28 protein-coding genes and 1 pseudogene are annotated in these 24509 nt (G+C 45.5%); 11 read left to right on the top strand and 18 right to left on the bottom strand.

What is annotated here, in order from left to right:
* The first annotated feature begins 100 nt into the window (after positions 1–100).
* The 5 genes from AC1YY3_RS11080 (at position 101) to AC1YY3_RS11060 (ending at position 4976) form a co-directional block, all read left to right on the top strand.
* Positions 101–382 (top strand): hypothetical protein, encoded by a 282-nt coding sequence (locus tag AC1YY3_RS11080; RefSeq protein WP_482194477.1) that lies wholly within the window; start codon positions 101–103, stop codon positions 380–382.
* A gap of 34 nt (positions 383–416) precedes the next feature.
* Entirely contained in the window at positions 417–1337 is a 921-nt protein-coding gene (locus AC1YY3_RS11075; RefSeq protein ID WP_482194476.1) for a glycosyltransferase, read from the top strand.
* On the top strand, positions 1334–2302 hold the full coding sequence (locus tag AC1YY3_RS11070) for a UDP-glucose 4-epimerase family protein (RefSeq protein WP_482194475.1): 969 nt from the start codon (positions 1334–1336) through the stop codon (positions 2300–2302). Before AC1YY3_RS11075 ends, AC1YY3_RS11070 begins: the two co-directional genes overlap by 4 nt.
* Positions 2299–2859, top strand: coding sequence for a sugar transferase (locus tag AC1YY3_RS11065; RefSeq protein ID WP_481824791.1), 561 nt, complete (start codon positions 2299–2301; stop codon positions 2857–2859). Before AC1YY3_RS11070 ends, AC1YY3_RS11065 begins: the two co-directional genes overlap by 4 nt.
* Before the next feature lie 140 nt (positions 2860–2999).
* The gene (locus AC1YY3_RS11060) at positions 3000–4976 is read left to right on the top strand and encodes a polysaccharide biosynthesis protein (RefSeq protein WP_481824792.1); all 1977 of its coding nucleotides are present in this window, start codon (positions 3000–3002) and stop codon (positions 4974–4976) included.
* A gap of 47 nt (positions 4977–5023) precedes the next feature.
* On the opposite strand, the gene AC1YY3_RS11055 is transcribed toward AC1YY3_RS11060, so the two are convergent.
* The 14 genes from AC1YY3_RS11055 to AC1YY3_RS10990 all read right to left on the bottom strand — a co-directional run bounded on the left by AC1YY3_RS11055 (position 5024) and on the right by AC1YY3_RS10990 (position 15023).
* On the bottom strand, positions 5024–5167 hold the full coding sequence (locus AC1YY3_RS11055; protein ID WP_481824793.1) for a hypothetical protein: 144 nt from the start codon (positions 5165–5167) through the stop codon (positions 5024–5026).
* A gap of 289 nt (positions 5168–5456) precedes the next feature.
* Positions 5457–6245 (bottom strand): twin-arginine translocase subunit TatC, encoded by a 789-nt coding sequence (gene tatC / locus AC1YY3_RS11050; protein WP_481824794.1) that lies wholly within the window; start codon positions 6243–6245, stop codon positions 5457–5459.
* Positions 6235–6564 (bottom strand): Sec-independent protein translocase protein TatB, encoded by a 330-nt coding sequence (gene tatB, locus AC1YY3_RS11045; RefSeq protein ID WP_481824795.1) that lies wholly within the window; start codon positions 6562–6564, stop codon positions 6235–6237. Before tatB ends, tatC begins: the two co-directional genes overlap by 11 nt.
* A complete protein-coding gene (gene tatA, locus AC1YY3_RS11040; RefSeq protein ID WP_481824796.1) occupies positions 6564–6779 on the bottom strand; it encodes a twin-arginine translocase TatA/TatE family subunit in 216 nt (71 codons plus the stop codon). The genes tatB and tatA overlap by 1 nt, the downstream gene beginning before the upstream one ends.
* 113 nt (positions 6780–6892) lie before the next feature.
* Positions 6893–7210, bottom strand: a complete 318-nt coding sequence (locus AC1YY3_RS11035) for a phosphoribosyl-ATP diphosphatase (protein ID WP_481824797.1) — start codon at positions 7208–7210, stop codon at positions 6893–6895.
* Entirely contained in the window at positions 7203–7598 is a 396-nt protein-coding gene (hisI, locus tag AC1YY3_RS11030; protein WP_481824798.1) for a phosphoribosyl-AMP cyclohydrolase, read from the bottom strand. The genes AC1YY3_RS11035 and hisI overlap by 8 nt, the downstream gene beginning before the upstream one ends.
* Positions 7595–8368 (bottom strand): imidazole glycerol phosphate synthase subunit HisF, encoded by a 774-nt coding sequence (hisF, locus tag AC1YY3_RS11025; RefSeq protein ID WP_481824799.1) that lies wholly within the window; start codon positions 8366–8368, stop codon positions 7595–7597. Before hisF ends, hisI begins: the two co-directional genes overlap by 4 nt.
* Positions 8368–9102 (bottom strand): 1-(5-phosphoribosyl)-5-[(5-phosphoribosylamino)methylideneamino]imidazole-4-carboxamide isomerase, encoded by a 735-nt coding sequence (gene hisA, locus AC1YY3_RS11020; RefSeq protein WP_481824800.1) that lies wholly within the window; start codon positions 9100–9102, stop codon positions 8368–8370. Before hisA ends, hisF begins: the two co-directional genes overlap by 1 nt.
* A 41-nt stretch (positions 9103–9143) precedes the next feature.
* Positions 9144–9788, bottom strand: a complete 645-nt coding sequence (hisH, locus tag AC1YY3_RS11015; RefSeq protein WP_481824801.1) for an imidazole glycerol phosphate synthase subunit HisH — start codon at positions 9786–9788, stop codon at positions 9144–9146.
* Between the two features lie 29 nt (positions 9789–9817).
* A complete protein-coding gene (gene hisB, locus AC1YY3_RS11010; RefSeq protein ID WP_481824802.1) occupies positions 9818–10411 on the bottom strand; it encodes an imidazoleglycerol-phosphate dehydratase HisB in 594 nt (197 codons plus the stop codon).
* 118 nt (positions 10412–10529) lie between these two features.
* Positions 10530–10934: a hypothetical protein gene (locus AC1YY3_RS11005; protein WP_482194474.1), complete on the bottom strand. Its 405-nt coding sequence runs from the start codon at positions 10932–10934 to the stop codon at positions 10530–10532.
* Positions 10935–11225: 291 nt separating this feature from the next.
* Positions 11226–13037: a translational GTPase TypA gene (gene typA, locus AC1YY3_RS11000; protein ID WP_481824804.1), complete on the bottom strand. Its 1812-nt coding sequence runs from the start codon at positions 13035–13037 to the stop codon at positions 11226–11228.
* A gap of 140 nt (positions 13038–13177) precedes the next feature.
* The gene (locus AC1YY3_RS10995; RefSeq protein WP_481824805.1) at positions 13178–13570 is read right to left on the bottom strand and encodes a rhodanese-like domain-containing protein; all 393 of its coding nucleotides are present in this window, start codon (positions 13568–13570) and stop codon (positions 13178–13180) included.
* A gap of 208 nt (positions 13571–13778) precedes the next feature.
* The gene (locus AC1YY3_RS10990) at positions 13779–15023 is read right to left on the bottom strand and encodes a TIGR03862 family flavoprotein (protein WP_481824806.1); all 1245 of its coding nucleotides are present in this window, start codon (positions 15021–15023) and stop codon (positions 13779–13781) included.
* 40 nt (positions 15024–15063) lie between these two features.
* On the opposite strand from AC1YY3_RS10990, the gene AC1YY3_RS10985 reads away from it, so the two are divergent.
* Complete coding sequence (locus AC1YY3_RS10985; protein ID WP_481824807.1) at positions 15064–15396, top strand: cupin domain-containing protein; 333 nt, start codon at positions 15064–15066, stop codon at positions 15394–15396.
* A gap of 47 nt (positions 15397–15443) precedes the next feature.
* Here the strand turns inward: AC1YY3_RS10985 and AC1YY3_RS10980 are convergent, their stop codons facing one another.
* Positions 15444–15683 (bottom strand): hypothetical protein, encoded by a 240-nt coding sequence (locus AC1YY3_RS10980; RefSeq protein ID WP_481824808.1) that lies wholly within the window; start codon positions 15681–15683, stop codon positions 15444–15446.
* A gap of 306 nt (positions 15684–15989) precedes the next feature.
* On the opposite strand from AC1YY3_RS10980, the gene AC1YY3_RS10975 reads away from it, so the two are divergent.
* The gene (locus AC1YY3_RS10975) at positions 15990–16907 is read left to right on the top strand and encodes an SPFH domain-containing protein (protein ID WP_481824809.1); all 918 of its coding nucleotides are present in this window, start codon (positions 15990–15992) and stop codon (positions 16905–16907) included.
* 4 nt (positions 16908–16911) lie between these two features.
* Positions 16912–17349: an NfeD family protein gene (locus AC1YY3_RS10970; RefSeq protein WP_481824810.1), complete on the top strand. Its 438-nt coding sequence runs from the start codon at positions 16912–16914 to the stop codon at positions 17347–17349.
* 879 nt (positions 17350–18228) lie between these two features.
* Here the strand turns inward: AC1YY3_RS10970 and AC1YY3_RS10965 are convergent.
* From AC1YY3_RS10965 to AC1YY3_RS10955, 3 genes are all read right to left on the bottom strand, one after another.
* Positions 18229–19536, bottom strand: a complete 1308-nt coding sequence (locus tag AC1YY3_RS10965) for an exo-beta-N-acetylmuramidase NamZ family protein (protein ID WP_482194473.1) — start codon at positions 19534–19536, stop codon at positions 18229–18231.
* Complete coding sequence (locus AC1YY3_RS10960) at positions 19445–19996, bottom strand: DOMON-like domain-containing protein (protein WP_481824812.1); 552 nt, start codon at positions 19994–19996, stop codon at positions 19445–19447. The genes AC1YY3_RS10965 and AC1YY3_RS10960 overlap by 92 nt, the downstream gene beginning before the upstream one ends.
* 87 nt (positions 19997–20083) lie before the next feature.
* Entirely contained in the window at positions 20084–20770 is a 687-nt protein-coding gene (locus AC1YY3_RS10955; RefSeq protein WP_481824813.1) for an SIMPL domain-containing protein, read from the bottom strand.
* A gap of 340 nt (positions 20771–21110) precedes the next feature.
* On the opposite strand from AC1YY3_RS10955, the gene guaB reads away from it, so the two are divergent.
* The 3 genes and pseudogenes from guaB to AC1YY3_RS10940 form a co-directional block, all read left to right on the top strand.
* Positions 21111–22577, top strand: coding sequence for an IMP dehydrogenase (gene guaB, locus AC1YY3_RS10950; protein WP_481824814.1), 1467 nt, complete (start codon positions 21111–21113; stop codon positions 22575–22577).
* Positions 22578–22785: 208 nt separating this feature from the next.
* A complete protein-coding gene (gene guaA, locus AC1YY3_RS10945; protein ID WP_481824816.1) occupies positions 22786–24369 on the top strand; it encodes a glutamine-hydrolyzing GMP synthase in 1584 nt (527 codons plus the stop codon).
* A pseudogene (locus AC1YY3_RS10940) lies at positions 24360–24509 on the top strand (tRNA-specific adenosine deaminase); the annotation flags it as partial. The gene guaA and the pseudogene AC1YY3_RS10940, both read left to right, overlap by 10 nt.

Raw genomic sequence — 24509 nt, 5'->3', positions numbered from 1 at the left:
GCGAAAAATAGCCAAGGGTTTATGAAAAATGGCGAGATAAATGCGTATTTCAGCCGAATACCGCCCATTAAGGTGAATGCCAATTCAAAAAAATCGGCTTTTGACCAGTCAGCCGGAGTTTCTGCTGTTTGTGCAAAGGTCTCTTCATGAATGTTCGCGTATTACTCGTAAAAATGCCGGTCTTGTTATTGCCGTTCCTGGAGACAAAGGTTTTCTGTTGGATCAAGACCATAAAAAACATTACAAAGAAGCCGAATTAAACAATTTAAGCCCAGAATGGCAACTGCTAAAAACTTTTTCACTACCCTTTATGGTTAAAAGTGAATTTTTATCAAAAGTAATCCCGCAATACTGCTTGGTGGCAGTTTATAAAAAACGCTAAGTTTTAACTAAAACAAGGTAGGTTAAATAGCTGAATGGAAAGTATTGCAACAAAAGTTGCTGTTTTGATGGCGGTAAAAAACGGGGCAACTTATTTGCCAGAACAATTAGATTCAATCCTCCATCAAAAACAATGCCTAGTTAGTTTGATAGTTTCTGATGACTTTTCAGCAGACAGTAGCACAGAATATCTCCAAAAATATTCAGCAGATAAAAGCAATATAACGCTATTGCCCAACACTCTTAGCTTTGGGTCTGCGGCAAAGAATTTTTATAGATTGATTTTAGATGCTGAGATTGATGACTTCGACTATATTGCTTTCGCCGATCAAGATGACATTTGGTGTCCAGATAAGTTGATTCGGCATATTCAACTTGCAAGAGAACATAACGCGGATGGCGTTTCATCAAATGTCATCGCTTTTTGGCCTGATGGTCGTGAGAAGTTATTAGATAAGGCCCAACCACAACGCGAACTCGATTTTTTATTTGAATCAGCTGGGCCAGGGTGTACTTTTTTGATGACTCCGTGGTTAATCAACAAATTGCGGGAACATCTATTAGATGAAAATAGTCCCGCTAAGGAAGCTACTTTACATGATTGGCTTACTTATGCCGTTTGTCGTGCTAATGGACGTAAGTGGATAATTGACAGCGTACCTTCGGTAAAATATCGCCAACATCAAACTAACGTGGTCGGCGCAAATGTTGGCATCACTGCCAAATGGACTAGGTTGCAAAAACTTAAGCAGCGATGGTATAGGGATGAAGTTATCAAAATAACCAAAGTTTGTTATAAAATTTCAGCCCATTCTGAGTTGGGTCAGCTTATCAAGTTGCTTGAAAATAAAAACATTATTTCTCAACTACAGTTGCTTTGCTACATACCAAAAGTAAGACGTAAGCTTTCAGACCGATTTCTGTTAGCAGGTGCAATTTTGACGAGCTTGTTTTGAAAAAAATACTGGTAACTGGTGCCAACGGATTTATAGGCAGGGCTATTTCTGCGGAATTAGTTCTGCAAGGTTTTGATGTTTTATGCGCTGTTAGAAGGCCTTTCCTGTTGGATGGCGCAAGCATCTTAAGAGTAACTGACTTAGAAGAGCAGAGTGATTGGTCATCAAACCTTGATGGCGTTGATTGCATCATACATACCGCCGCGCGTGTACACGTTATGGACGACACTGCACACAATCCCTTTACAGAGTTTCACAAGGTTAATGTCATTGGCACTTTGAATCTGGCACAACAAGCCGCTAGTCGGGGTGTGCAGCGGTTTATTTTCCTTAGCTCGATCAAAGTCAATGGCGAATACACCGAACCCGGTAAGCCATTTAAAGCAGAAGATGTCCCGAATCCACAGGACGGCTACAGCTTGTCGAAGCATCAGGCGGAAGCAGGGCTTTTCCTCATTGCACAGAAAACTGGCATGGAGATTACCGTTATACGACCGCCATTGGTTTATGGACCAGGCGTAAAGGCTAACTTTGCAAGTATGATGCACGCTTTGCAACGCAGCATTCCGCTTCCGTTTGGTGCTATCCACAATAAGCGCAGCTTTGTGTATATAAGTAACTTGGTCAGTCTGATTGTTAGATGTATTGACCATCCTGCGGCTGCCAATCAAGTTTTTTTCGTTTCTGATGGCTGCGACCTTTCCACCACGGAATTATTGAATGCGTGTGCAACCGCACTCGGTGTCAAAGCGAGGCTCTTGCCCGTGCCGCAAAGTTGGATAGATTCTGGCGCAAGGTTGCTAGGTAAACACAAGGTAGCGCAGCGTTTATGCGGCTCTTTGCAAGTCGATATAAGCAAAACACAGCAGTATTTGGATTGGACACCTCCGTTTTCACTGACAGAAGGGCTGAAAGTGACCGCCCACAGTACATCTACAGAATTGCCACAGCGTGTTCAATTATGAAGCGCGTATTTGATCTATTATTAGGGTTGATTGCGTTTATTATTTTAGTGATTCCGCTGGTGTTATTGGCACTCTTAATCAAGCTCACATCTAAAGGTTCTATACTGTATTGGTCTGATCGGGTTGGACGGAACAACGAAATTTTCAGTATGCCCAAATTTAGGAGTATGCAAACCGATACGCCAGCGGTTGCCACGCATTTGCTTAGTAATCCTGACCAGTACCTTACTTCGATTGGCGGGTTTTTGCGACGAACAAGCCTTGATGAACTACCCCAATTGTGGAGCATTATCAAGGGCGATATGAGCTTTGTAGGACCTCGACCTGCTTTGTTTAACCAGGACGACCTTATTGCACTTAGAAGCCAAAACGGTGTTTACCACTTGTTGCCGGGCTTGACGGGTTGGGCGCAGATTAATGGTAGGGATGAATTGCCAATACCGCAAAAAGTCAAACTTGATGTAGAGTACATGCAACGGAAATCGTTTGGTTTTGACCTTTATGTATTATGGTTAACCTTTCTCAAAGTAATAAGTGGTGATGGAGTTTCGCATTAACAAACATAATAACGCAAACATGCTGACCAACGATTCACCGTGTTGAAACTGTGGCATGGGCAACTACTAAGGAAAGGAGTGAATTAATGGGCGCACAATTAGCTTATAGATTTATTACACTTTCACGACGCACAAAAGCCGTGATACTGATCAGTGCGGATATTTTTTTTGCAGTGTTGGCGCTTTGGGCTGCATTTTCCTTACGTTATGGAGAGTTTTACGTACCCAAAGGCGATATGTGGTATTTGTTTGCGGCTGCTCCCGTTATAGCCGTACCCATTTTTTTAAGGCTGGGGCTGTACCGGGCGATTATCCGGTACATAGAAATCCGTGCCTTATGGACGATTATTCAGGCATGTACACTCTATGCCCTTGTTTTTGCTTTGATTATGTACCAGTCTGGCATTAAGGGTATTCCACGAACCGTTACCCCTTTAAATTGGCTGAATATGATGGTGCTTGTTGCCAGTAGCCGTTTTTTTGTGCGCTGGTGGTTAGGTGAAATTTACATGAGCTTGAGCGGTGCCAGACGTTTTGAAAAGAGTAACCAAAAAAATGTCGTTATATACGGTGCGGGTAGTGCTGGCATCCAATTAGCCTCTGCATTGGCTCATGGCCGTGAATTTAAGCCGGTGGCTTTCATTGATGACGAAAGCGCGTTACAAAGACAAAAAGTCAATGGCCTGCGTATTTATCCACTGAGTTCCTTAAGTTATTTAATTGAACGGCACAAGCTCGCAGATGTATTGCTGGCTATTCCATCGGCGACACGGTCAAGAAAAAGTGAGATCATCCGTTTGCTGGAGCCTTATGCAGTGCATGTGATGTCAATGCCTGGATTATCGGACATTGCCCAAGGTAAAGTTAAGGTTGATACCCTGCAAGAAATTGATATTGCGGATCTTTTGGGCAGGGATTCGGTGCCCCCCGATGCCTCACTGTTATCCGCCAATATTAGCGGCAAGGTCGTGATGGTGACTGGGGCGGGCGGGTCGATAGGTTCTGAGTTGTGTCGCCAGATTATCCAACTTCAACCTAAGTTACTGGTGCTTTTTGAAATCAGTGAATTTGGGTTGTATGCAATTGAAAAAGAATTACATCAGCTATCTGCCAGAATAAACTCTGAAGCACCAGAAATTATTTCAATACTCGGCTCTGTCACGAATGCCTCACGAATCGAACGGGTGTGTAAAACTTTTACCGTGCAAACTATTTATCACGCCGCAGCCTATAAACATGTACCAATGGTTGAAAAAAACCCAGGCGAAGCGGTCTGGAACAATATATTTGGCACATTAAGCACTGCAAAAGCCGCCATTAGCGCAGACGTTGAAACATTTGTACTCATTTCAACGGATAAGGCGGTAAGGCCCACTAACACCATGGGTGCAACCAAGCGTTTTGCTGAACTGATTCTACAAGCACTCAGTCTAGATACTGTTAATAAACATCACACACGTTTCACCATGGTAAGGTTTGGTAATGTTTTGGATTCGTCTGGTTCCGTCGTGCCGTTATTTAGGGAACAGATAGCCCAAGGTGGGCCGGTTACTGTTACCGACGCAAGGGTTATTCGGTACTTTATGACAATACCCGAAGCGGCGCAGTTGGTTATCCAGGCTGGTGCAATGGGGCAAGGGGGGGATGTTTTTGTTTTGGATATGGGTGAACCGATCCGCATTGTTGACCTTGCCAAACGCATGATTCATTTAAGTGGTCTGGAAGTAAAAGACAAAAATCATCCAAATGGAGAGATCGAAATCAGTTTTATCGGTCTGCGGCCAGGAGAGAAACTTTTCGAAGAACTTTTGATAGGCGACAATGTTTCCGAAACCACACACAAACGCATCATGCGTGCAGAAGAGCAGGTAATATCCTGGGCGGAGTTGGAAACCTTGCTTGCTACCCTGGAGAAAGCCGCCCAAAAAGAAGATTTTGAATGTGTCAGGGCGGTTTTAAAATACGCAGTTACGGGTTATGTGCCGCAGTGTGAAGTTGAAGATTTGTTATGGAAACACGCCATTGTGACATGTGCTTTGCCAATCGGAACTGAAGGCCAAAAAAAACCTCCCTTTGTGCTGTCACAAAGGGAGGTAAAAGATCAAGCAGAGCCATGAGGGGGATCTGCTTGTAGACAACACAGGGTTGAAGAGAGTTAACGTGTTTAGTTGGTACGCATTACCATGTTGCTATAAATAGCAGCACCTGCAAATAGCACCGTTGAAATGATGAACTGAGCAGAAATAAAGCTCCATATTCCTGTTATAAACAGTAGCCCAATCAAGATGTCTTTGTTCAAAGTACTCATCGTTACGCCTTTTAGTAGTGATAGGAAGCAGGTTATCAGCTTAGAAGCCGTATTAAGGCTTTGCTGGTAGTATGGTTGGTACTATACAGGGATAATTATTAGATACAATACGTCAAACATTAAACTAATTGTTTCTAATTAGTAAACAACATAGAAAGTCAAGTTTTTTGTTAACTCGATCACAAATTTTGTGTAGTTCAGTATCTTGCGATAATTAAATCAACTACTATATCTGGCTTTGTTCGGCTAATAGCATTGATTTTTGATCGTAAAGAGGCAGAAATATTTCTTAGTCTTCCCGTTTTTTAAGCACTTTCTGTTGATTGTCGCTTTCAGCATCACTTCTGGGGGTATACAACCTGGAAAATAATAAGCCAATTTCAAACAACAGCCACATCGGGATAGCCAATAAGGTTTGGGAAATAGCATCGGGCGGGGTGAGTAACATGCCGATGATAAACGCACCTACAATCACATAAGGTCGTTGTTCGGCCATTTGAGCGGGAGTGACTAAACCTGTCCACGCCATGACAATGGTGAAGATGGGTACTTCAAAGCAAACCCCGAAGGCGAAGAACATGGTCAGCGCAAAATCGAGGTACTTGGTGATGTCGGTCATGACGGTAACGCCGACGGGGGCTGTCGCGGTCAAAAACCCAAATACCAAAGGGAAGACTACAAAGTACGCGAACGCCACACCCAAATAAAATAACAGGGTGCTGGCGACCATCAAAGGCAAGATCATTCGGCGTTCGTGCTTGTACAAACCAGGAGCTACAAATGCCCAAAATTGGTACAGGATAACGGGTATGGATATAAAGACGGCGACGACTAACGCAAGTTTGAATGGAGTCAAAAACGGTGAAGCTACATCAATAGCAATCATGGTGCTATTTTCTGGCATGTGCTTCATCAATGGACCAGCGACAATGCTGTAAAGCTGATTGGCGTAGTTGGTTAATGCCAGAAACACCAATAGTACGCACAAAATGATGCGTAGCAAGCGGTTACGCAGTTCTATAAGGTGGCTAATAAAGGATTGCTCAACCCCCTCTTCTTCCGAATTATTACTGCTCATCCTGCTTTATGTTGTTTTGCGTCAAATTACTGGTTTCAGATTTCTGTTTGATTGAGTCTTTGATGGCACGGAGATCATTGGAAGTATCATCAAGCATCTTCTGAAATTCACTGATTCCGGTTTGATTTTTTAGCGATTGACGGAGTTCTTCCGCTTGAAATTCTTCGTTGATTTCCTGTTTTACGGAAGCCAATATCCGTTTCGACTTTGCTACCCAAAAACCCGCCATTCTGGCAACTTTAGGCAGTTTTTCCGGCCCGATGACCAGCAGAGCTACCAGCCCAACCATACACAGTTCCGAGAAGCCAATATCAAACATCAATCTTTATCGCTTTTGGGGGCAGATTCTTCGCCGGTTACGGGCTTATCGTCATCATTTTTGGCAGCATCTTTATTTTCTTCATCCTTAATAGCGGATCGAAAACTTTTGATGGCTGCACCCAGATCACCACCGACATTCTTAAGGCGTTTGGTACCAAAAATAACAACAATAATCGCCAATACGATCAACAATTTTGTAACGCTGATGCCCATCCAAATTCTCCAATGTTCGTTAAAGAAAATAAGTTACGCGATTGGGTTAGTGAAAACGTAAGCCAATCTACAGTGATTTCCGTGCGTAACCGCCCGAAGTATAACCTACTTACCTAGCTGGAACGCTGTGATTTTTCATCCAAACCAGACAGCCCAAAGCGTCGTTGTAACTCGTTTAATACATCTTCTGGACCTAATCCTTGATTAGCCAGCAAAATCATACAATGAAACCAAAGGTCAGCGGTTTCATAAATAATTTGTTGATTATCACCACCTTTACCCGCAATGATGGTTTCGGCGGCTTCTTCGCCGATTTTTTTCAAGATGGTATCCAGACCTTTTGCGTACAGGCTGGCAACATAAGATTTGTCCGCCGATTCCAGTTTACGTTGTTCCAGCACTTGCGCGAGTTGTTGCAATATATCACTCATGGTTTTTGTAGATCGTTTTTGGATTTTTTAAGACGGGTGCGACTGTTAGCCATTTGCCGTCCAATAATTGCCGGTAAAAACAACTTTCCCGTCCCGTATGACAAGCAATGCCACCGATCTGTTCGACCAACAACAAAATTACGTCTTCGTCGCAATCGAGATAAATTCCGGCAATTTTTTGCCGATGCCCAGATTCTTCGCCTTTGCGCCAAAGTTTATTTCGTGACCTAGACCAATACACGGCATAGCCTTCGCTTACCGTCAACGCTAAAGATTCCCGATTCATCCAGGCGAACATGAGAATTTTCCCAGTTTCAGCATCTTGTGCGATTGCCGCGACCAAGCCTTCTGCCGTCCAGCGAATTTCATCTAACCAGGTTTTTGTCATAGACGCACCTCTATCCCGCGTTCAGCCATGCGTTCTTTAGCTTGCTGAATGGTATATTCGGCAAAATGAAAAATGCTGGCAGCTAATACGGCATCCGCCTTGCCTTCAATAATCCCATCCGCCAGATGATCCAGGCAACCCACACCGCCCGATGCTATTACTGGTACGGAAACCGCTTCGCTAATCGCACGGGTTAAAGGTAAATCGAAACCTATGCGTGTGCCGTCCCTGTCCATGCTGGTCAACAGGATTTCACCTGCGCCATAGCTAACCATATTTTTCGCCCATTCGACGGCATCAATGCCTGTACCTTTACGTCCGCCGTGGGTAAATATCTCCCACCGATCAGCTTCGTTCGGTGGGCTTACTTTTTTGGCATCTATCGCAACAACAATACATTGTGAACCAAAGCGTTCCGCCGCCTCACGCACAAAATCAGGATTAAACACAGCGGCACTGTTAATCCCCACCTTATCTGCTCCTGCATTCAACATTCGGCGAATATCGTCCAACGTACGAATGCCACCGCCAACCGTCAATGGGATAAACACCTCGCTGGCAACTTGCTCGACCACATGCACTATCGTATCGCGGTTATCATGGGTGGCGGTGATGTCGAGGAAGGTGATTTCGTCTGCCCCTTCCTTGTCATAACGTCTGGCGATTTCTACCGGATCGCCGGCATCGCGAATATCAACAAACTTTACGCCTTTGACGACGCGACCGTTGTCAACGTCCAAGCAAGGGATGATGCGTTTTGCTAGACTCATTAGTCGAATGATTCAGCCAATTTAGCAGCTTCGGCAAAATCGAGTGTGCCTTCGTAGATGGCTCGACCCGTAATTGCGCCCATAATGCCATCGCCGACAACCGCACCCAAGGCTTTAATGTCTTCTATTGACGTAATTCCGCCGGAAGCAATCACAGGAATACGGATAGCTCTAGCCAGTTTTGCTGTGGCCTCTACGTTTACGCCTTGCATCATGCCATCCCTGGAAATATCGGTATAGATAATGGCTTCAACGCCATCTTCCTCAAAGTGCTGCGCCATGTCGATTACGTCGTGACGAGACAGTTTCGACCAGCCGTCGATGGCGACTTTACCGTCTTTAGCATCAAGTCCGACGATGATACGACGCGGATATTCTATCGCCATTTCTTTAACAAAATGCGGTGTGTTGACGGCCTTTGTACCGATAATAACGTATTCGACACCGGCATCGAGGTAAGCTTGGATCGTTTCTTCATCGCGGATACCGCCGCCAATTTGCACCGGTACGTCTGGGTAAGCTTCCACAATGGCATGGATGACATCGGCATTGCGCGGTCTTCCGGCAAATGCACCATCCAGGTCAACCAAATGGATGCGTTTAGCGCCTGCTGCGACCCAGCGACCTGCAACAGCGACCGGATCATCAGAAAAAACCGTGTTCTCATCCATGCGCCCTTGCCGCAAACGAACACACTTGCCTTCTTTAAGATCAATTGCGGGTATTAACAACATACAAGTAAGTCCTCAAAGCAGATAGTTTGGTCAAATAGTGGTTAATCAAAGCGTCCATCCCAGTGTAAAAAATTCTTCAGTAGCTGCAAACCCACTGCATGACTTTTTTCGGGATGGAATTGTACGGCAAAAATGTTTTTTTGGGCGAGGGCACAGGCGAAAGCCGTCGGATATTCCGCAGTTCCGGCGATAACGAAATCGTTATCAGGTTTGGCATAATAGCTGTGGACAAAATAAAACCGACTGCCCTGGGGAATATCTTCCCATAACGGATGTTGAATTTGGTGTACCTGATTCCAACCCATGTGCGGAATTTTCAGGATATTTCCGTCGCTATCTTGCAGGGATTCAGCAAAGCGGACAACATGTCCTGGAATAATATTTAATGTTTGTGTGTGACCGTTTTCTTCATTATCGGTCAACAAGGCTTGTAACCCTAAGCAGATGCCTAAAAACGGTTTGGTTTTGGCAGCTTCTGTAATTACTTTTGATAATCCCGATTGATTCAGTGCCTGCATACAATCGCGGATTGCGCCAACCCCAGGAAATACCACTCTATCGGCATCTAAGATAGATTCTGGTGATGAAGTAACATCTACATTGCACTCAGGCTCTGCATGTTGCAAAGCTTTGGCAATGGAATGAAGATTACCCATACCGTAATCAATAACAGCGACTGTAGACATGTGAGGAAAAAATCAGGACAGGCTAGGAATCAAAGACTACCTTTGGTTGATGGCATCATACCTGCCATTCTGGGATCAAGGGCTGCTGCCATCCGTAAAGCACGACCCATCGCCTTAAACATAGTTTCAGCAACGTGATGGGCGTTAGTGCCTTTTAAGTTGTCGATGTGCAGGGTAATTCCTGCATGATTGACAAAGCCTTGAAAAAATTCACGAAACAAATCGACATCGAAGCTGCCAATCGTGGAGCGGGGGAATTTGACATCATACACCAAGCCCGGACGACCGGAAAAATCCACGACAACACGGGATAAGGCTTCATCCAAGGGGATGTAAGCATGACCGTAACGAACAAGTCCTTTTTTGTCACCCACGGCCTTTGCGAACGCTTGTCCTAAAGTGATTCCAACATCTTCTACCGTATGGTGGGCATCAATTTCCAAATCGCCTTTGGCAACGACTTCAATATCAATCAATCCGTGCCTGGCAATCTGGTCGAGCATGTGTTCGAGGAAAGGAACGCCTGTATCAAACGAGGATTTCCCTGTTCCATCGAGGTTGATGCTGACGTTGATTTGCGTTTCGAGGGTATTACGCTCTATCTGGGCAATGCGCTGTTCCATTTTCTGGGGTTTGGTGAGGTCTTAAAGTTTAATCACAGTGGTTATTGTAGTACAAGTGACAGGCTGTTATATCCGTAAAATAAAAATATTAGTTAAGAGAGTGCAAATTTACTTTAGATCATAAATTAGAGCGAGGCCAAAATAAATTAAAAAAATAAATAAATAGAAGTGCCATAGGAAAGTAGGCGATCCATATAAAAGCTGAATCACGTGCGGAAAACTGCAAATTAATCCAAAAAATAAAACCAATTAAAAAAACATCTAAAAACCATAGGGATGGAACATTATATGTAGCTACATCGCGGTCATATGGTGTAAATAAAATTAACACAAAATGAGGAGAAGCCATCCAGACTGCGTTTACACCGAAAAGAATCATAAAATCTTTGAAAGTGTGGAGTTCTATTGAAGATATTAAAATATAGGCACTGTTATAAAGGGATACTCCCACCGGCACAAGAATTGGAAATAAAATTTTCCAGAAATTACGCATTTTAATATTCGATATAAGTTTCTTGGTCACTTATCCCATGCAACGGTATATTAGGGAAAAAACGCTGGGAATCCAAAATAAGTAATCTTAAGACTACAGCAAGATACGCCTTTACCTGCATTTTTTATGCGGCTTTACTGAGATAATCCAATCGTCGTCAAAAGTGAAGACGGATGAAGTATTTTCAACGGGATGCTGCCAAGGATTGATCCCAAAGCTGACCAAGCAGACGATAACAGCCCCTTCGTGCAATGCGACGGGGCTTTTTTATGCTTAAATTAAAGTCATCCAGTTACAAAAACCACAACGAATTGGCTTGGTCTAAGCTTTTGCTGCTCTTTTCCGTTCATTTTCAGTCAATAATTTCTTGCGTAAACGTATAGATTTCGGCGTAACTTCTACCAATTCATCTTCTGCAATAAATTCCAAGGCTTGCTCCAAAGTCATTTTTTGGATTCTCGCCAATACTAAACTTTCATCAGTTCCAGATGCACGTACGTTGGTCAATTGCTTAGGTTTACAAGGATTTACGCATAAATCATTGCTGCGTGAATGTAAGCCCACCAACATGCCCTCGTAGACTTCATCGGCATTAACTAGCAGCAATTCGCCGCGTTCTTGTAAAGGATGTAATGAATACGTCACGGCTTTGCCTGCCACCATTGAAATCATCACGCCGCGTTGCCGATTGCCTACTTCACCGGCTTTCATCGAGCCGTAATGGTCGAAGACATGGTAAAGCAAACCAGATCCTGATGTTGCCGTCATAAATTCAGTTTGGAAACCAATCAGGCCACGTGAAGGCATCATGTATTCCAAGCGAATTCGACCTTTGCCATCTGGCACCATATTGGTCAGGTCGCCTTTACGCTCACCGAGTTTTTCCATGATGGTACCTTGGTGGATTTCTTCCACTTCGATGGTAACCATTTCAAAAGGCTCACACTTCTTGCCATCAATTTCTTTAATGATAACTTCGGGACGCGACACGCCCATTTCAAAACCTTCGCGGCGCATGTTCTCAATCAGGACGGACAAATGCAATTCACCACGGCCTGATACTTTGAATTTATCAGGATCTCCGGTATCTTCAACTCTTAGCGCGACATTGTGTTGTAATTCTTTTTCGAGTCGGTCACGAATTTGCCGAGTCGTAACATATTTGCCTTCTCTTCCCGCAAACGGTGAGTTATTGACTTGAAATGTCATGGTCACGGTAGGCTCGTCAACCATTAGCGGTGGCATGATTTCTACCAAATCGGGATGGCAGATGGTATCGGAGATTTCCAGTTTTTCAATACCGGCAAAGGCGATAATGTCGCCAGCTTGGGCTTCCGCGACTTCAACACGTTCCAAACCATGAAAGCCATAAATTTGCAACATGCGCCCTTTGCGTTCAATACCTTCGCGATTAACAATCGTCAACGGCTGATTAGACTTGATGCTACCACGCTGAATACGACCTATACCAATTACGCCGACATAAGTATTGTAATCTAGGCTGGAAACCTGCATTTGAAAAGGGCCGTCCAAATCAACCGCAGGTGGCTTTACTTTTGCCACTATCGTTTCAAATAGCGGGGTCATATCGCCTTCGGTGATGGTATGTTCCAAACCCGCATAGCCATTGATTGCCGAAGCAAATACGATAGGAAAATCGAGTTGCTCATCGGTTGCACCTAAGCGATCAAACAAATCAAAGGTTTGATCGACCACCCAATCAGGACGTGCGCCAGGACGGTCAATTTTATTGATGACGACAATGGGTTTTAGACCCAGCGCAAAGGCTTTTTGGGTGACAAAGCGGGTTTGCGGCATCGGCCCGTCTACAGCGTCTACTAGAAGCAGCACTGAATCGACCATCGACAGCACCCGCTCAACTTCGCCGCCAAAATCGGCGTGGCCGGGGGTGTCTACGATATTGATGTGATAGCCATTCCAGTCCAGGGCAGTATTTTTTGCCAGAATGGTAATGCCGCGTTCTTTTTCAATATCGTTAGAGTCCATCATGCGTTCGGTCACTTTGGTGTGCGCGGCAAACGTACCGGATTGTTGTAATAATTTATCAACTAGGGTGGTCTTACCGTGGTCAACGTGGGCGATGATGGCGATATTTCTTAAATTTTGGATCACTTTAGGTGTGTACTCTAAGGGTTTAGTGGTTACCAGAATTTATTGAAATACTGGCTTAATTAGGTAAAGAATAGAATGGTCAGGATGTCCGTTTTGGACGTTATTTCCTTGTTGGACTCAGTTTACTATGAGCTATGACGCTAACTTTGTTGCCAGGGCAGGCCACAATGCCGCCAGCCGCCTAAGTTACCGCGATGATTTTGTGGGTCTAACGGACCTTCAAAACCGTCGATAATATTGATAAGCCGCTTATAACCTGCATCTTCCAAGGCTTTTGCGGCGCTTAAAGAACGCTGTCCACTACGGCATAAAAGTAAGATTGGCGCATCAAGATTGGGAATCAATTTATTAACATCACCAACAAAACTGGGGTTTATTGTCCAACTCGGTGCTTCTTTCCAGGGAATATGAACCGCGCCAATGGGATGCCCTACATAAACATGTTCCATCTGCGTACGCACATCCACCAACATTGCGGAAGCATTTTGCTGTAGTAATTTCCAGGCTTGTTGAGGTGTTAGGTTTTCTATCATTTGGATTATAGAAGCGCTGCGCGATGAGTTTTATTGCTTATTTTAGCTAATGTTAACTGCCTATTATCGCATTACTTCATTTTTGGTCAAGAAATCGACGAATTACTTTGCAAATAATTTATCTGATTATGAGTATTGTTGTTTGTAGACCTTGGTTTGATAGCTTATTGGGCAATGATTACGATTTTATTAAGTCCTCGTTTATTTTTTAGATCGTTTGAGAACCTAGCCATTTCAACACACCTTCCCCCGCAGTCCGTCCGCTGGCAAAGCAGGCGGCCAGCAAATAGCCGCCGGTCGGTGCTTCCCAATCCAGCATTTCACCTGCACAAAATACGCCTGGCAGAGCGCGTAGCATTAAATGTTCATCAATTGCGTCAAAGCTGATGCCACCCGCGCTGCTGATTGCCTCGGCAATCGGTCTGGTCGCTATTAGTTTGATGGGGAGTGCTTTGATTGCTGAACACAGTTTTATGGGATCGTTAAAATCTGCCGCAGGCACAGCTTCTCGCAGTAATCCTGCTTTAACGCCATCAAACCCTAAACGTTTACGAAGATGGTTTGCCATGGACTGCTTGCCACGGGGCTGAGAAAACTTGCTTATTAATGTTTCTATTGAGCTTCCTGGTGCTAAATCCAGCGTTAAGGTAGCCGCCCCAGATAAAGCAATTTCATCACGCAAGGCTGCGGATAACGCGTAAATCAAGCTACCTTCAATGCCTGTTGCAGTTATCATGCAGTCGCCTTGTTGGTGAAAATCATTGAACGATGCCATGACCGATTTTAAAGGCTGACCAGCAAAACGGTCACGAAAATGCTCACTCCACACAGCATCAAAACCGCAATTTGACGGCACTAAAGGCGCAATCTGAACGCCTTGTTGAGCAAGTAAAGCTGTCCACGCGCCTGTTGAACCGAGCTGCGGCCAACTACCGCCGCCTAAAGCCAGTACAACCGCATCAGCATTAATTGTTTTTTCACCTTGAGGTGTAATAAAACAAAGTGCTTCGGGATCAGTTTCACCCCAACCTAGCCATTGATGGCGTACATGAAAAGTAACGCCACTTTGCCGCAATCTGTGCAACCATGCCCGTAATAACGGCGCGGCTTTCATTTCAGCCGGAAAAACACGACCTGATGAGCCGACGAAGGTTTCAATGCCCAGACCATGCACCCATGCCTTTAAAGCTTCCGCATCAAAACGATCCAGCATCGGCTTGATGTAAGCGCTACGTGAACCATAACGGGAGAGGAATACCTCATAGGGATCTGAATGCGTGATATTCAGCCCACCTTTACCCGCAATCAGAAATTTACGACCAACGGAGAGCATGGCATCATAGACATCAACCTTGAACCCCGACTGGCTGATAAGCTCGGCAGCCATCAATCCGGCGGGGCCACCGCCGATAATGGCGACGGTTTTATCTGAAAGGCTAGGCAATGTGGACATTATAGTAAGATGGGGTGGGTACAGATGGGTGCAAAGCAATATGAAAACCGCTAAAGACAATATCTTTAACAACATTCCAGCAATCATACCTGAAGAACTGTTTGAAAGCTTGGTTGAGCGTGAAACCTTCAGAATAGAACGGATTGTTTCGCATGGTCACACTACGCCTATTGGGGCATGGTACGACCAGCCTTGGGATGAATGGGTATTGTTGCTACAAGGCGCGGCAATATTGGCTTATGAAGACGGTACTAAGGTCAAGCTACAAGCGGGTGATTATGTGTTGATTCCTGCTCAGACACGGCACAGGGTTGAATGGACACAGCCAGAAGCTAAGACGATCTGGCTGGCAATCCATTTCACGCATTCTTAGTTCAGTAAGTTAAGGAAGCCCTGAACAAGCTTATTTTTGACCACCCCCTATTTTTTCTTAGGAACAACTTTGGGTGTAGCTGGTATTGGCACAGGCACAGCTTCTGGAACTGGCACTGGTACAGTCAATGCAACGGCGGGTTTTTTATGTTTTTCAATAACTTGCGTTTGCTTTATGCCTTGACCATACATAGTCATGGTAATCATAAAACAAATCATGGCGATGCTGCTAATCAGCCATCGGCTGGGCTTTTCCATAAAGAATAAAGCCCATTTTGGCTTAAACATCCCAACAACGAAAAAAAGCAACGTCAAAATACCTAGATTTAGAGCTTGTAGTACCATTTTTTTATCCTGTTAAACATTTACAACACGCGGCGCATTATCCTGTAGCTATGCCTTTGATTGCAACATAACACAAAATTTTTAGAAGAAAACTGGAAATCCCACTCTATGTGCAGTAACCGAGGATTAACTTTTATCCGGTCAATATTTCGGATGACTGCTAAAATCTACAGCATCAACATCCAGAAGAGCAATATCGGTATAAGTATTTGCTCTAAAGGGTATTAGGCTAAACAACCAGGGGGTTTTATGAGTGCAGGTGTGGTTTTTTTAACATTGCTGGTGTTCGCTGTCGTGCTAGTAATTATGAGCGTCAAATCGGTGACCCAAGGCATGGAATTTACCGTTGAACGTTTTGGACGGTATACCAAGACCTTAACGCCAGGCTTGAATATCATCATGCCAGTTATCGACCGAATTGGTGCCAAAATGATTATGATGGAACAGGTCATGAATGTGCCGTCCCAGGAAATCATCACCAAAGACAATGCGATGGTGACCGTTGACGGCGTGGTGTTCTATCAAGTTATGGATACACCTAAAGCCGCTTACGAGGTCAGAAATCTCGATGCGGCTATCTTAAACCTGACCATGACCAATATCCGTACCGTCATGGGTTCGATGGATTTGGATGAGCTGTTGTCCAAGCGCGATGAGATTAATGCCCGGCTATTATCGGTAGTCGATGAAGCCACTGGCCCTTGGGGGATTAAAATTACCCGTATTGAAATCAAAGACATATCGCCACCTAAAGATTTGGTTGAAGCGATGGGGCGGCAGATGAAAGCTGAACGTTTGAAACGTGCCTCTATTCTGGAAGCCGAAGGCTTGCGGCAATCTGAAATCCTTCGTGCAGAAGGCGCACAGCAAGCGACAATTTTGGAAGCAGAAGGCCGTAAGGAAGCCGCCTACCGCGATGCCGATGCCCGCGAACGCTTGGCGCAAGCCGAGGCCAAGGCAACGATGATGGTGTCAGAAGCCATTGCCAAAGGTAATATTCAGGCAGTCAATTATTTTGTGGCGCAGAAATACATCGAATCCTTAAAAGACATTGCCTCAGCGGGCAACAGCAAAATCATTTTTATGCCGCTAGAAGCCAGTAACATTATTGGCGCGCTGGGCGGCATCACTGAACTGGCAAAAGAAGCGATGACTAAGAAGGGCTAACTATATGATTGAATTTGTATTTTGGTACTGGTGGGTGCTGGCGTTTGTATTTCTTATTCTGGAAATGCTCACCCCAGGATTTTTCTTCATGTGGCTGGCGGTTTCCGGCCTTATCACGGGCTTGATTGTCTGGTTGTTTCCAGTGTTGAGCTTAAACATCCAAGTCTTTATTTTTTCCATATTTTCGGTGCTTGCAGTAACGGCATGGAAGTTTTACGGCAAAAAATACCCAACTGAATCCGACCAGCCCCTGCTAAATAAACGTGGGGCGCAATATATAGGTCGGGTTTTTAACTTGCACGAGCCGATAATCAACGGTCAAGGCAAAATCAAAGTGGACGATTCCATCTGGAAAGTCCACGGTGAAGACTGCGAAATCAGCACCAAAGTCAAAGTGATCGCCATCCGGGGTACGGTGTTTGATGTGGAAAAGGTGGTGTAGCTAGTCGAGCAAGTGGCTTGGATGAAGTTTGCGGAATCTGGGAATTTGTGGCTTCAATGATCCCGGATTCCACTTCGTTCCATCCTGGCTACGAATATGAAACTTATTGATCTAGCGGGTAAATTTTTGGGCAAAAAAAAGCGCATTATCAACCAGGAGAAGTAGATAACGCGCTAGTGCTTTAAAAAAGCAGTCTTTACCACGAGGAGCTAACACACGCATAAGCGTATACAATATATAAAGCACATATAATGCCAATTTTTATTATATCTGAACATTTATATTTTATTTGTTAATAAACAATAAGTTATTTTTTAATAAAGTGCTGTGCAGTAGTTGATTGACTAGCAAAGAGTACTCAAATCTATCAATAAGTGACAATATTTGTCGCATTTCAGTACGTTTATTGATTCAGTGGGAAAGATAGCCAGTAGATAGGGCTTGAATCTGCGGTTTACACATATCGTTCTGGCGTGGCAGACGAGCCAAACAATAGTGTAGAACACGGGACTGCGCGCATTGCCGAGCGGCTTTGCGGTTATTGTCTTTGTGGAAAATTAAAAGGCAAAAAAAAGCGCATTACTTATCCGAGGGGGAAAGATAATGCGCCATTGCTCTCATAAGAAAGCAGGTTTACTACGAGGAGATAAAACACGAAAGCGATTTCGTTATTATAATTAACGCAGTTATGATGCCAACTTTCATGTTCATCAAAAAAAATTATTAATATCATATTATTCAATGTGTTATGTTTTTTACTGAATTGGGTGTGCCGTTAAACAGAAGAAATAATGCACTAAAAAACAGCAAAAAGTGACGATTTTTGTCGTATTTCTACGAACAGTTGCACGAGATGTGGTGTGATGAAACTTCTTTCAATCAATAAAGCAGAAAATTCCGTCTTTCTTCTTCCCACGCACGTTCATCCACTAGGGCAAGCGTATCCAAATCCGCAGGATTAGCACCAGAATCATCCGCCCATTCGCGCAACAAGGGAGAACCATTTATCACGTCGATAGCCAGACGGCCGAGTTCGTACTCGTAGGGGAAATCTCGCCATAGCGGATAATCTGGCTGTTGTAGTCTGATTGCCTTGAATGCTAGGGTTTGTAAACGCCAAGGCTGGAAAGCGTTATGGTTGTAACTGGTATCTTCTACATGGATTTGTACGCCGGAACAAAGCTGTCCAGCATATTTGTGGAAAGTCGGTTCAAACCAGCATTCGCGCACGCGGCAGCCTGTTAGCCATTGCGGGGCTAGGTCAAACATGGTTTTGATAAGACTGCGTGCATCAATATCAGGTGCGCCGAACAACTCCAATGGGCGGGTGGTGCCTCGGCCTTCCGATAAGGTCGTGCCTTCCAGCATCACCGTTCCGGCATAGCAGCGGGTCATCCACAGGTTAGGTGCATTCGGGCTGGGGTTGATCCAGGTACGTTCGCCCAAAGGCCAGCCGTAACCAGGCGCAGCTTCCGGTTGCCAGCCTTGCATAGTTATGACCCGACAATCGACATCCAGTTTTATGGTGTTGATAAACCAGTTCGCCAGTTCACCCATCGTCAGACCATGACGCATGGGCATTGCACCCGCACCGACGAAACTTTCCCAACCAGGATGCAACGTTAGCCCTTCGACAGGGCGACCAGCAGGATTGGGACGGTCAAGTATCCAGACCGATTTGCCATGCTTCGCCGCCGCTTCCAGTACATAGCGCAGCGTGGTGATGAAGGTGTAGATACGGCAACCGAGATCTTGCAAATCCACCAGCAACACATCGAAGGTATCCATCATGGTATCGGTAGGACGGCGGACTTCGCCGTACAAGCTGAATACCGGAATGCCAAGGATGGGGTCAATGAAATCGAGCGATTCCATCATGTTGTCTTGCTTATCGCCGCGCAAACCGTGCTGTGGGCCGAACGCAGCACTGAGTTTGATGTCCGGCAAATTAGCCAGGGCATCCAGGGAATGCGTCAGATCGGCAGTGACAGAAGCCGGATGTGCCAATAATGCAACCCGTTTTCCAGCCAACGGCTTACGTAAATCAGGTTCTTCAAGTAGTCGATCAATACCAAATTTCATGCCGCAAGAAAGGTTAAGCCAAGTTAAGTGAGAGGGTAAAGCCGTTGCGATGATGGAAATCAGGCTTACCAGATGGATGAAATAGCGCCCAGTAAGAAAGTTCACCCGCTTTCGTTTCCAGCACGGCGGTAAGTCCTAGTCGATAGGGTTGATTGAGCGGGTTCTCCGGTAAATCAGCTTCGCTAATGACGGCGGTAAGCACCAAAGCGTGGTTAGTGCGGACGAAATGGATGGCGGGGGCTTGCTTGGCTTGCCATTTGTTCCTTGCTCGATAATCATCGAACCCATAAGCCGCCCACTGACTCGATGGCGAAAAATTAAACTCATGATAAGGTGCTTCTTCCACAACCGCTATAAAGGCTTCAAAGCAAGTGTGCTGCCACAATTCATCCACCACACTTGGCGGGTGGGGTTCAGGAATCAAGAGTTTATCAATGTCACCTTGCAATTCATACCGTAACGTAAGATAGCCTTGGTGATACTGTGCTTTCACGCCGATATACAACGCTTTGGTTGCGGCATCAGCGGTATCTGGATGGTGAATTAGGCAAGATTTAGAGATCAAGTTATTTTATTTTATTTTATGTTGGATGAAAATTTACTTCCGTCATTCCGGCACAAATTGCCGGAATGATAGGGGTATCTAACCAGATTACTCAATCCCAAACATCACATCAACCGTGACTGACACTTCTTGTTCACCGACTTGTACTGGAGTGGACGCGCCATCTGCCGTAGCCGTTTTCATCATCCGCACTTCACCATAAGGCATAGGCATTGCAGGAATATCAGAGCCTTCACTGATATATAAAGGCGAACCCAAGCTTACACCTGCCAATTTTGCGTATTGCTCGGCTTTCATCTTAGCATTAGCGTAAGCTTTTTCTCTCGTGTCCCTCAAAGCCGATTCAGGATTATCAATGCCAAAATTAATGCCCTGAACACGGGTTGAATTACCGCCAGCCCGCACCGCACTGTCAATAATATCGCTGGCTTTGTTAATATCACGAATACAAACAGTGACTTGGTTGGATAATTGATAGCCGATAATTCTATTGGCAGTATCTGGCGAATAAGTGGGATATAACGAAACCGAGCGAGTTTGAATGTCTTTATCTGCAACATGTTCACTTTTCACCGCTTTGATAAGTGCTTCCATTGCAACCGCAGCCCGATTACGAGCTGCCTCAGCAGTTTTCGCCTGCACTTCCACCGACAAGGTCAAATCTGCCTTGTCAGGCTTAACAGAAACCTTGCTCGTACCATTGACATGAATGGATCGGGGACGCTGGCTATCAAGGGGTTCGGCATTGGCAGTTGTCATTAGCAGTGTACTCATTAAAGCGAGGATAAATAAAATGAACATTGGGCGGCAGTGATAATAAAACATAAATGACTTTCTCAGTATTTCAAAAATTAGATTCAACAGCGTTTTTTGAAGCTATCTCAATTGAATTAAGTATGAGTGATTTTACATGAATATAAGCATAGCTTATAAGTCGCAGCATCAATAAAGCTTAGATATGACTTTCAAATAGATCAGAAAAAACGTTGCTTTGCCTAAAGCCTAAACAACGTTTTTTCTCATAAGCTAAGGGGATAATGATTTTATTGTTACGAAAAAAACCCTGCTTAACCGTATAATAAGCTGCTATTTCACAGGTAGTGAGGTGTAAATTATGCAAATCATCCAGGAAGCACTGACGTTTGACGACGTTTTGCTGCTACCCGCGCACTCGACAGTGCTGCCCCGCGAGGTGCAAATCAAAACCCAGTTGACACGCACCATTGCGCTCAATATTCCCCTGGTTTCCGCTGCGATGGATACCGTGACCGAAGCCCGGCTTGCCATTGCGATGGCGCAGGAAGGCGGCATCGGCATTATCCACAAGAACATGACCGCCGAACAACAAGCGCGTGAAGTGCAGAGCGTCAAGAAATTTGAAAGCGGGGTGATTAAAGACCCCATTACGGTTTCACCTGACATTACGATACGAGATGTCATCAAACTTACTCGTGCTAAAAATATTTCTGGCGTACCCGTTGTTGATGGTGACGAATTGGTTGGCATTGTTACCAGCCGTGATTTGCGCTTTGAAACCCGCTTTGATGAACCCGTCTCAAAAGTAATGACCCCCAAAGAGCGGTTAATTACGGTGAGCGAAAATGCCGACCCGAAGGAAGCTATCGCTTTGCTGCACAAACACCGCATCGAAAAAGTGCTGGTGGTAAATGAAAAATTCCAATTGCGCGGCATGATTACCGTCAAAGATATCCAAAAAGCCAAAGATTACCCCCAAGCCTGCAAGGACGAGCAAGAACGCTTGCGCGTCGGTGCGGCGGTTGGTACGGGATTCGGCACGGAAGAACGGGTAGCGGCACTCGTTGCAGCAGGTGTGGACGTAATTATCGTCGATACCGCCCACGGACATTCCCAAGGTGTGTTGGATAGGGTGCGCTGGGTTAAAAAGCATTACCCGCATGTACAGGTTATTGGCGGCAATATCGCCACCGCAGCGGCGGCATTGGCATTGGTTGAAGCAGGTGCAGATGGCGTAAAAGTTGGCATCGGCCCCGGCTCGATTTGTACTACGCGGATTGTGGCCGGAGTAGGTGTTCCGCAAATTACCGCCGTCAGCAATGTTGCAGAAGCCTTGAAAGGCACGGGCGTACCATTGATCGCCGATGGCGGTATCCGTTATTCCGGTGATGTTGCCAAAGCCTTGGCAGCGGGAGCGCATTCGGTCATGCTGGGCGGATTATTCGCCGGCACGGAAGAAGCACCGGGCGAGGTCGAATTGTTCCAAGGGCGGTCTTATAAATCCTACCGTGGCATGGGTTCGTTAGGGGCGATGTCACAAGTGCAAGGCTCTAGCGACCGTTATTTTCAAGATGAAACCGACTCCGTTGAAAAGCTGGTGCCTGAAGGCATTGAAGGCCGAGTCCCCTACAAAGGCAGTTTGCTCGCGGTTATCCACCAATTGCTGGGCGGTGTTCGCTCCAGCATGGGTTATACCGGAGCCAAATCAATCAAAGACTTACATGAAACCGCCCAGTTCGTGCGCGTAACCAGTGCAGGAATGCGGGAAAGCCACGTCCACGATGTGACAATTACTAAGGAAGCGCCAAACTATCGGACTGAGTAGTCCGTTATGTCTTCGGGCATTTCTAAGCATTTCAAAAGGGAAGCTATTTTCATGGTTAGCTTTCCGATTGTTTTAATTTTAATCGCTTTGATCGCTGGAATCTTTGGGTCAAAAATAATGCATTACCAAGCAGTTAAAAAATGCCGTCAATCAGGTGGAACATACGAGCCAGAAAAACTGGAATGTGTAATTCCCAACAGGAAAATGAGTGAAACAATCAAATAATATCCATAGCCACAAAATCCTCATCCTAGATTTCGGCTCACAATACACCCAGTTAATCGCCCGTCGCATCCGTGAAATCGGCGTTTACTGCGAAATTTATTCCTGTGAATGCACGGAAGAAGAGGTTAAGAATTTCGCACCCAACGGTATCGTTCTATCCGGTGGCCCAGAGACGGTCACCAGTTCCGACACCCCCAGAGCGCCAGCTTGCGTCTTCGAGCTGGACGTTCCGGTATTGGGTATTTGTTACGGTATGCAGACCATGACTGAGCAACTGGGCGGCAAAGTCGAAACTTCAAGTCATAGGGAGTTCGGCTATGCGCAAATCAGGGCGCGGGGTCATTCCAAGTTATTGCTAGGTATTGAAGACCATTTGTCGCCCGAAGGCTTTGGCTTGCTGGATGTCTGGATGAGCCACGGCGACCGAGTTGTTGACCTGCCAGAAGGCTTCAAGCTGATTGCAAGCTCTGACGGCGCACCGATTGCCGGTGTTGCCGATGAAGAACGCGGCTTCTATGCCCTGCAATTCCACCCCGAAGTTACCCACACCAAACAAGGCACGCGCATATTGTCCCGCTTCGTGCTGGAAATCTGCGGCTGCGAAGATTTATGGACAGCCAGCAGCATTATCGACGACAGCATCCAAGCCGTTCGTGCTAAGGTGGGCAACGACCACGTTATCTTAGGCCTTTCCGGTGGAGTTGATTCCTCCGTGGTGGCGGCATTGCTGCATAAGGCGATTGCCGACCAGTTAACCTGCGTATTCGTCGATACCGGATTGCTGCGATTGCACGAAGGCGATCAGGTGATGGCAACCTTTGCTGAACACATGGGCGTTAAGGTTATCCGTGTAAATGCCGAACAGCGTTATCTAGCCGCGCTGGAAGGAGTTACCGATCCTGAACAAAAGCGAAAAATCATCGGCAATTTGTTCGTAGAAATTTTTGACGAACAAGCAGGTAAAATAACGGATGCAAAGTGGTTAGCCCAAGGCACGATCTATCCTGACGTGATCGAATCGGCAGGATCAAAAAGTGGTAAAGCGCATTTGATTAAATCGCACCACAACGTCGGCGGCTTACCAGAAAATATGAAGTTAAAATTGGTTGAGCCGTTGCGCGAGTTGTTCAAGGATGAAGTGAGAAAAATTGGTTTAGAACTTGGCTTACCTTCAGACATGGTGTTTCGGCATCCGTTCCCAGGCCCCGGTTTGGGTGTACGTATCTTGGGTGAAGTCAAAAAGGAATTTGCGGATTTGCTGCGGCAAGCCGATGCTATTTTTATCGAAGAACTGTATCGCCATGACCTGTATAACAAAGTCAGCCAAGCCTTTGCCGTATTCCTGCCAGTGAAGTCGGTAGGTGTCATGGGCGACGGTCGGCGTTATGATTATGTGATCGCCCTACGTGCCGTAGAAACCATCGATTTCATGACCGCACGCTGGGCGCATCTGCCTTACGAGTTCCTCGACCTGATGTCCCGCCGCATCATCAACGAAGTCGCTGGCATTTCCCGTGTGACCTACGACATCTCCGGTAAACCCCCCGCCACCATTGAATGGGAATAACCGAACAAGATGAAGACTGGATGCGCCATGCACTAAGACTGGCGCAACGGGCAGAATCTCTGGGTGAAGTTCCTGTCGGTGCGGTGTTGGTCAAAGACAATCAATGTCTTGCTGAAGGCTGGAACTCACCCATCGCTAGC

It is taken from the genome of Methyloglobulus sp. (genome assembly GCF_964779595.1).
The sequence above is the reverse complement of the archived record's forward strand: the minus strand, read 5'-3'. Positions and strand labels throughout refer to the sequence as shown.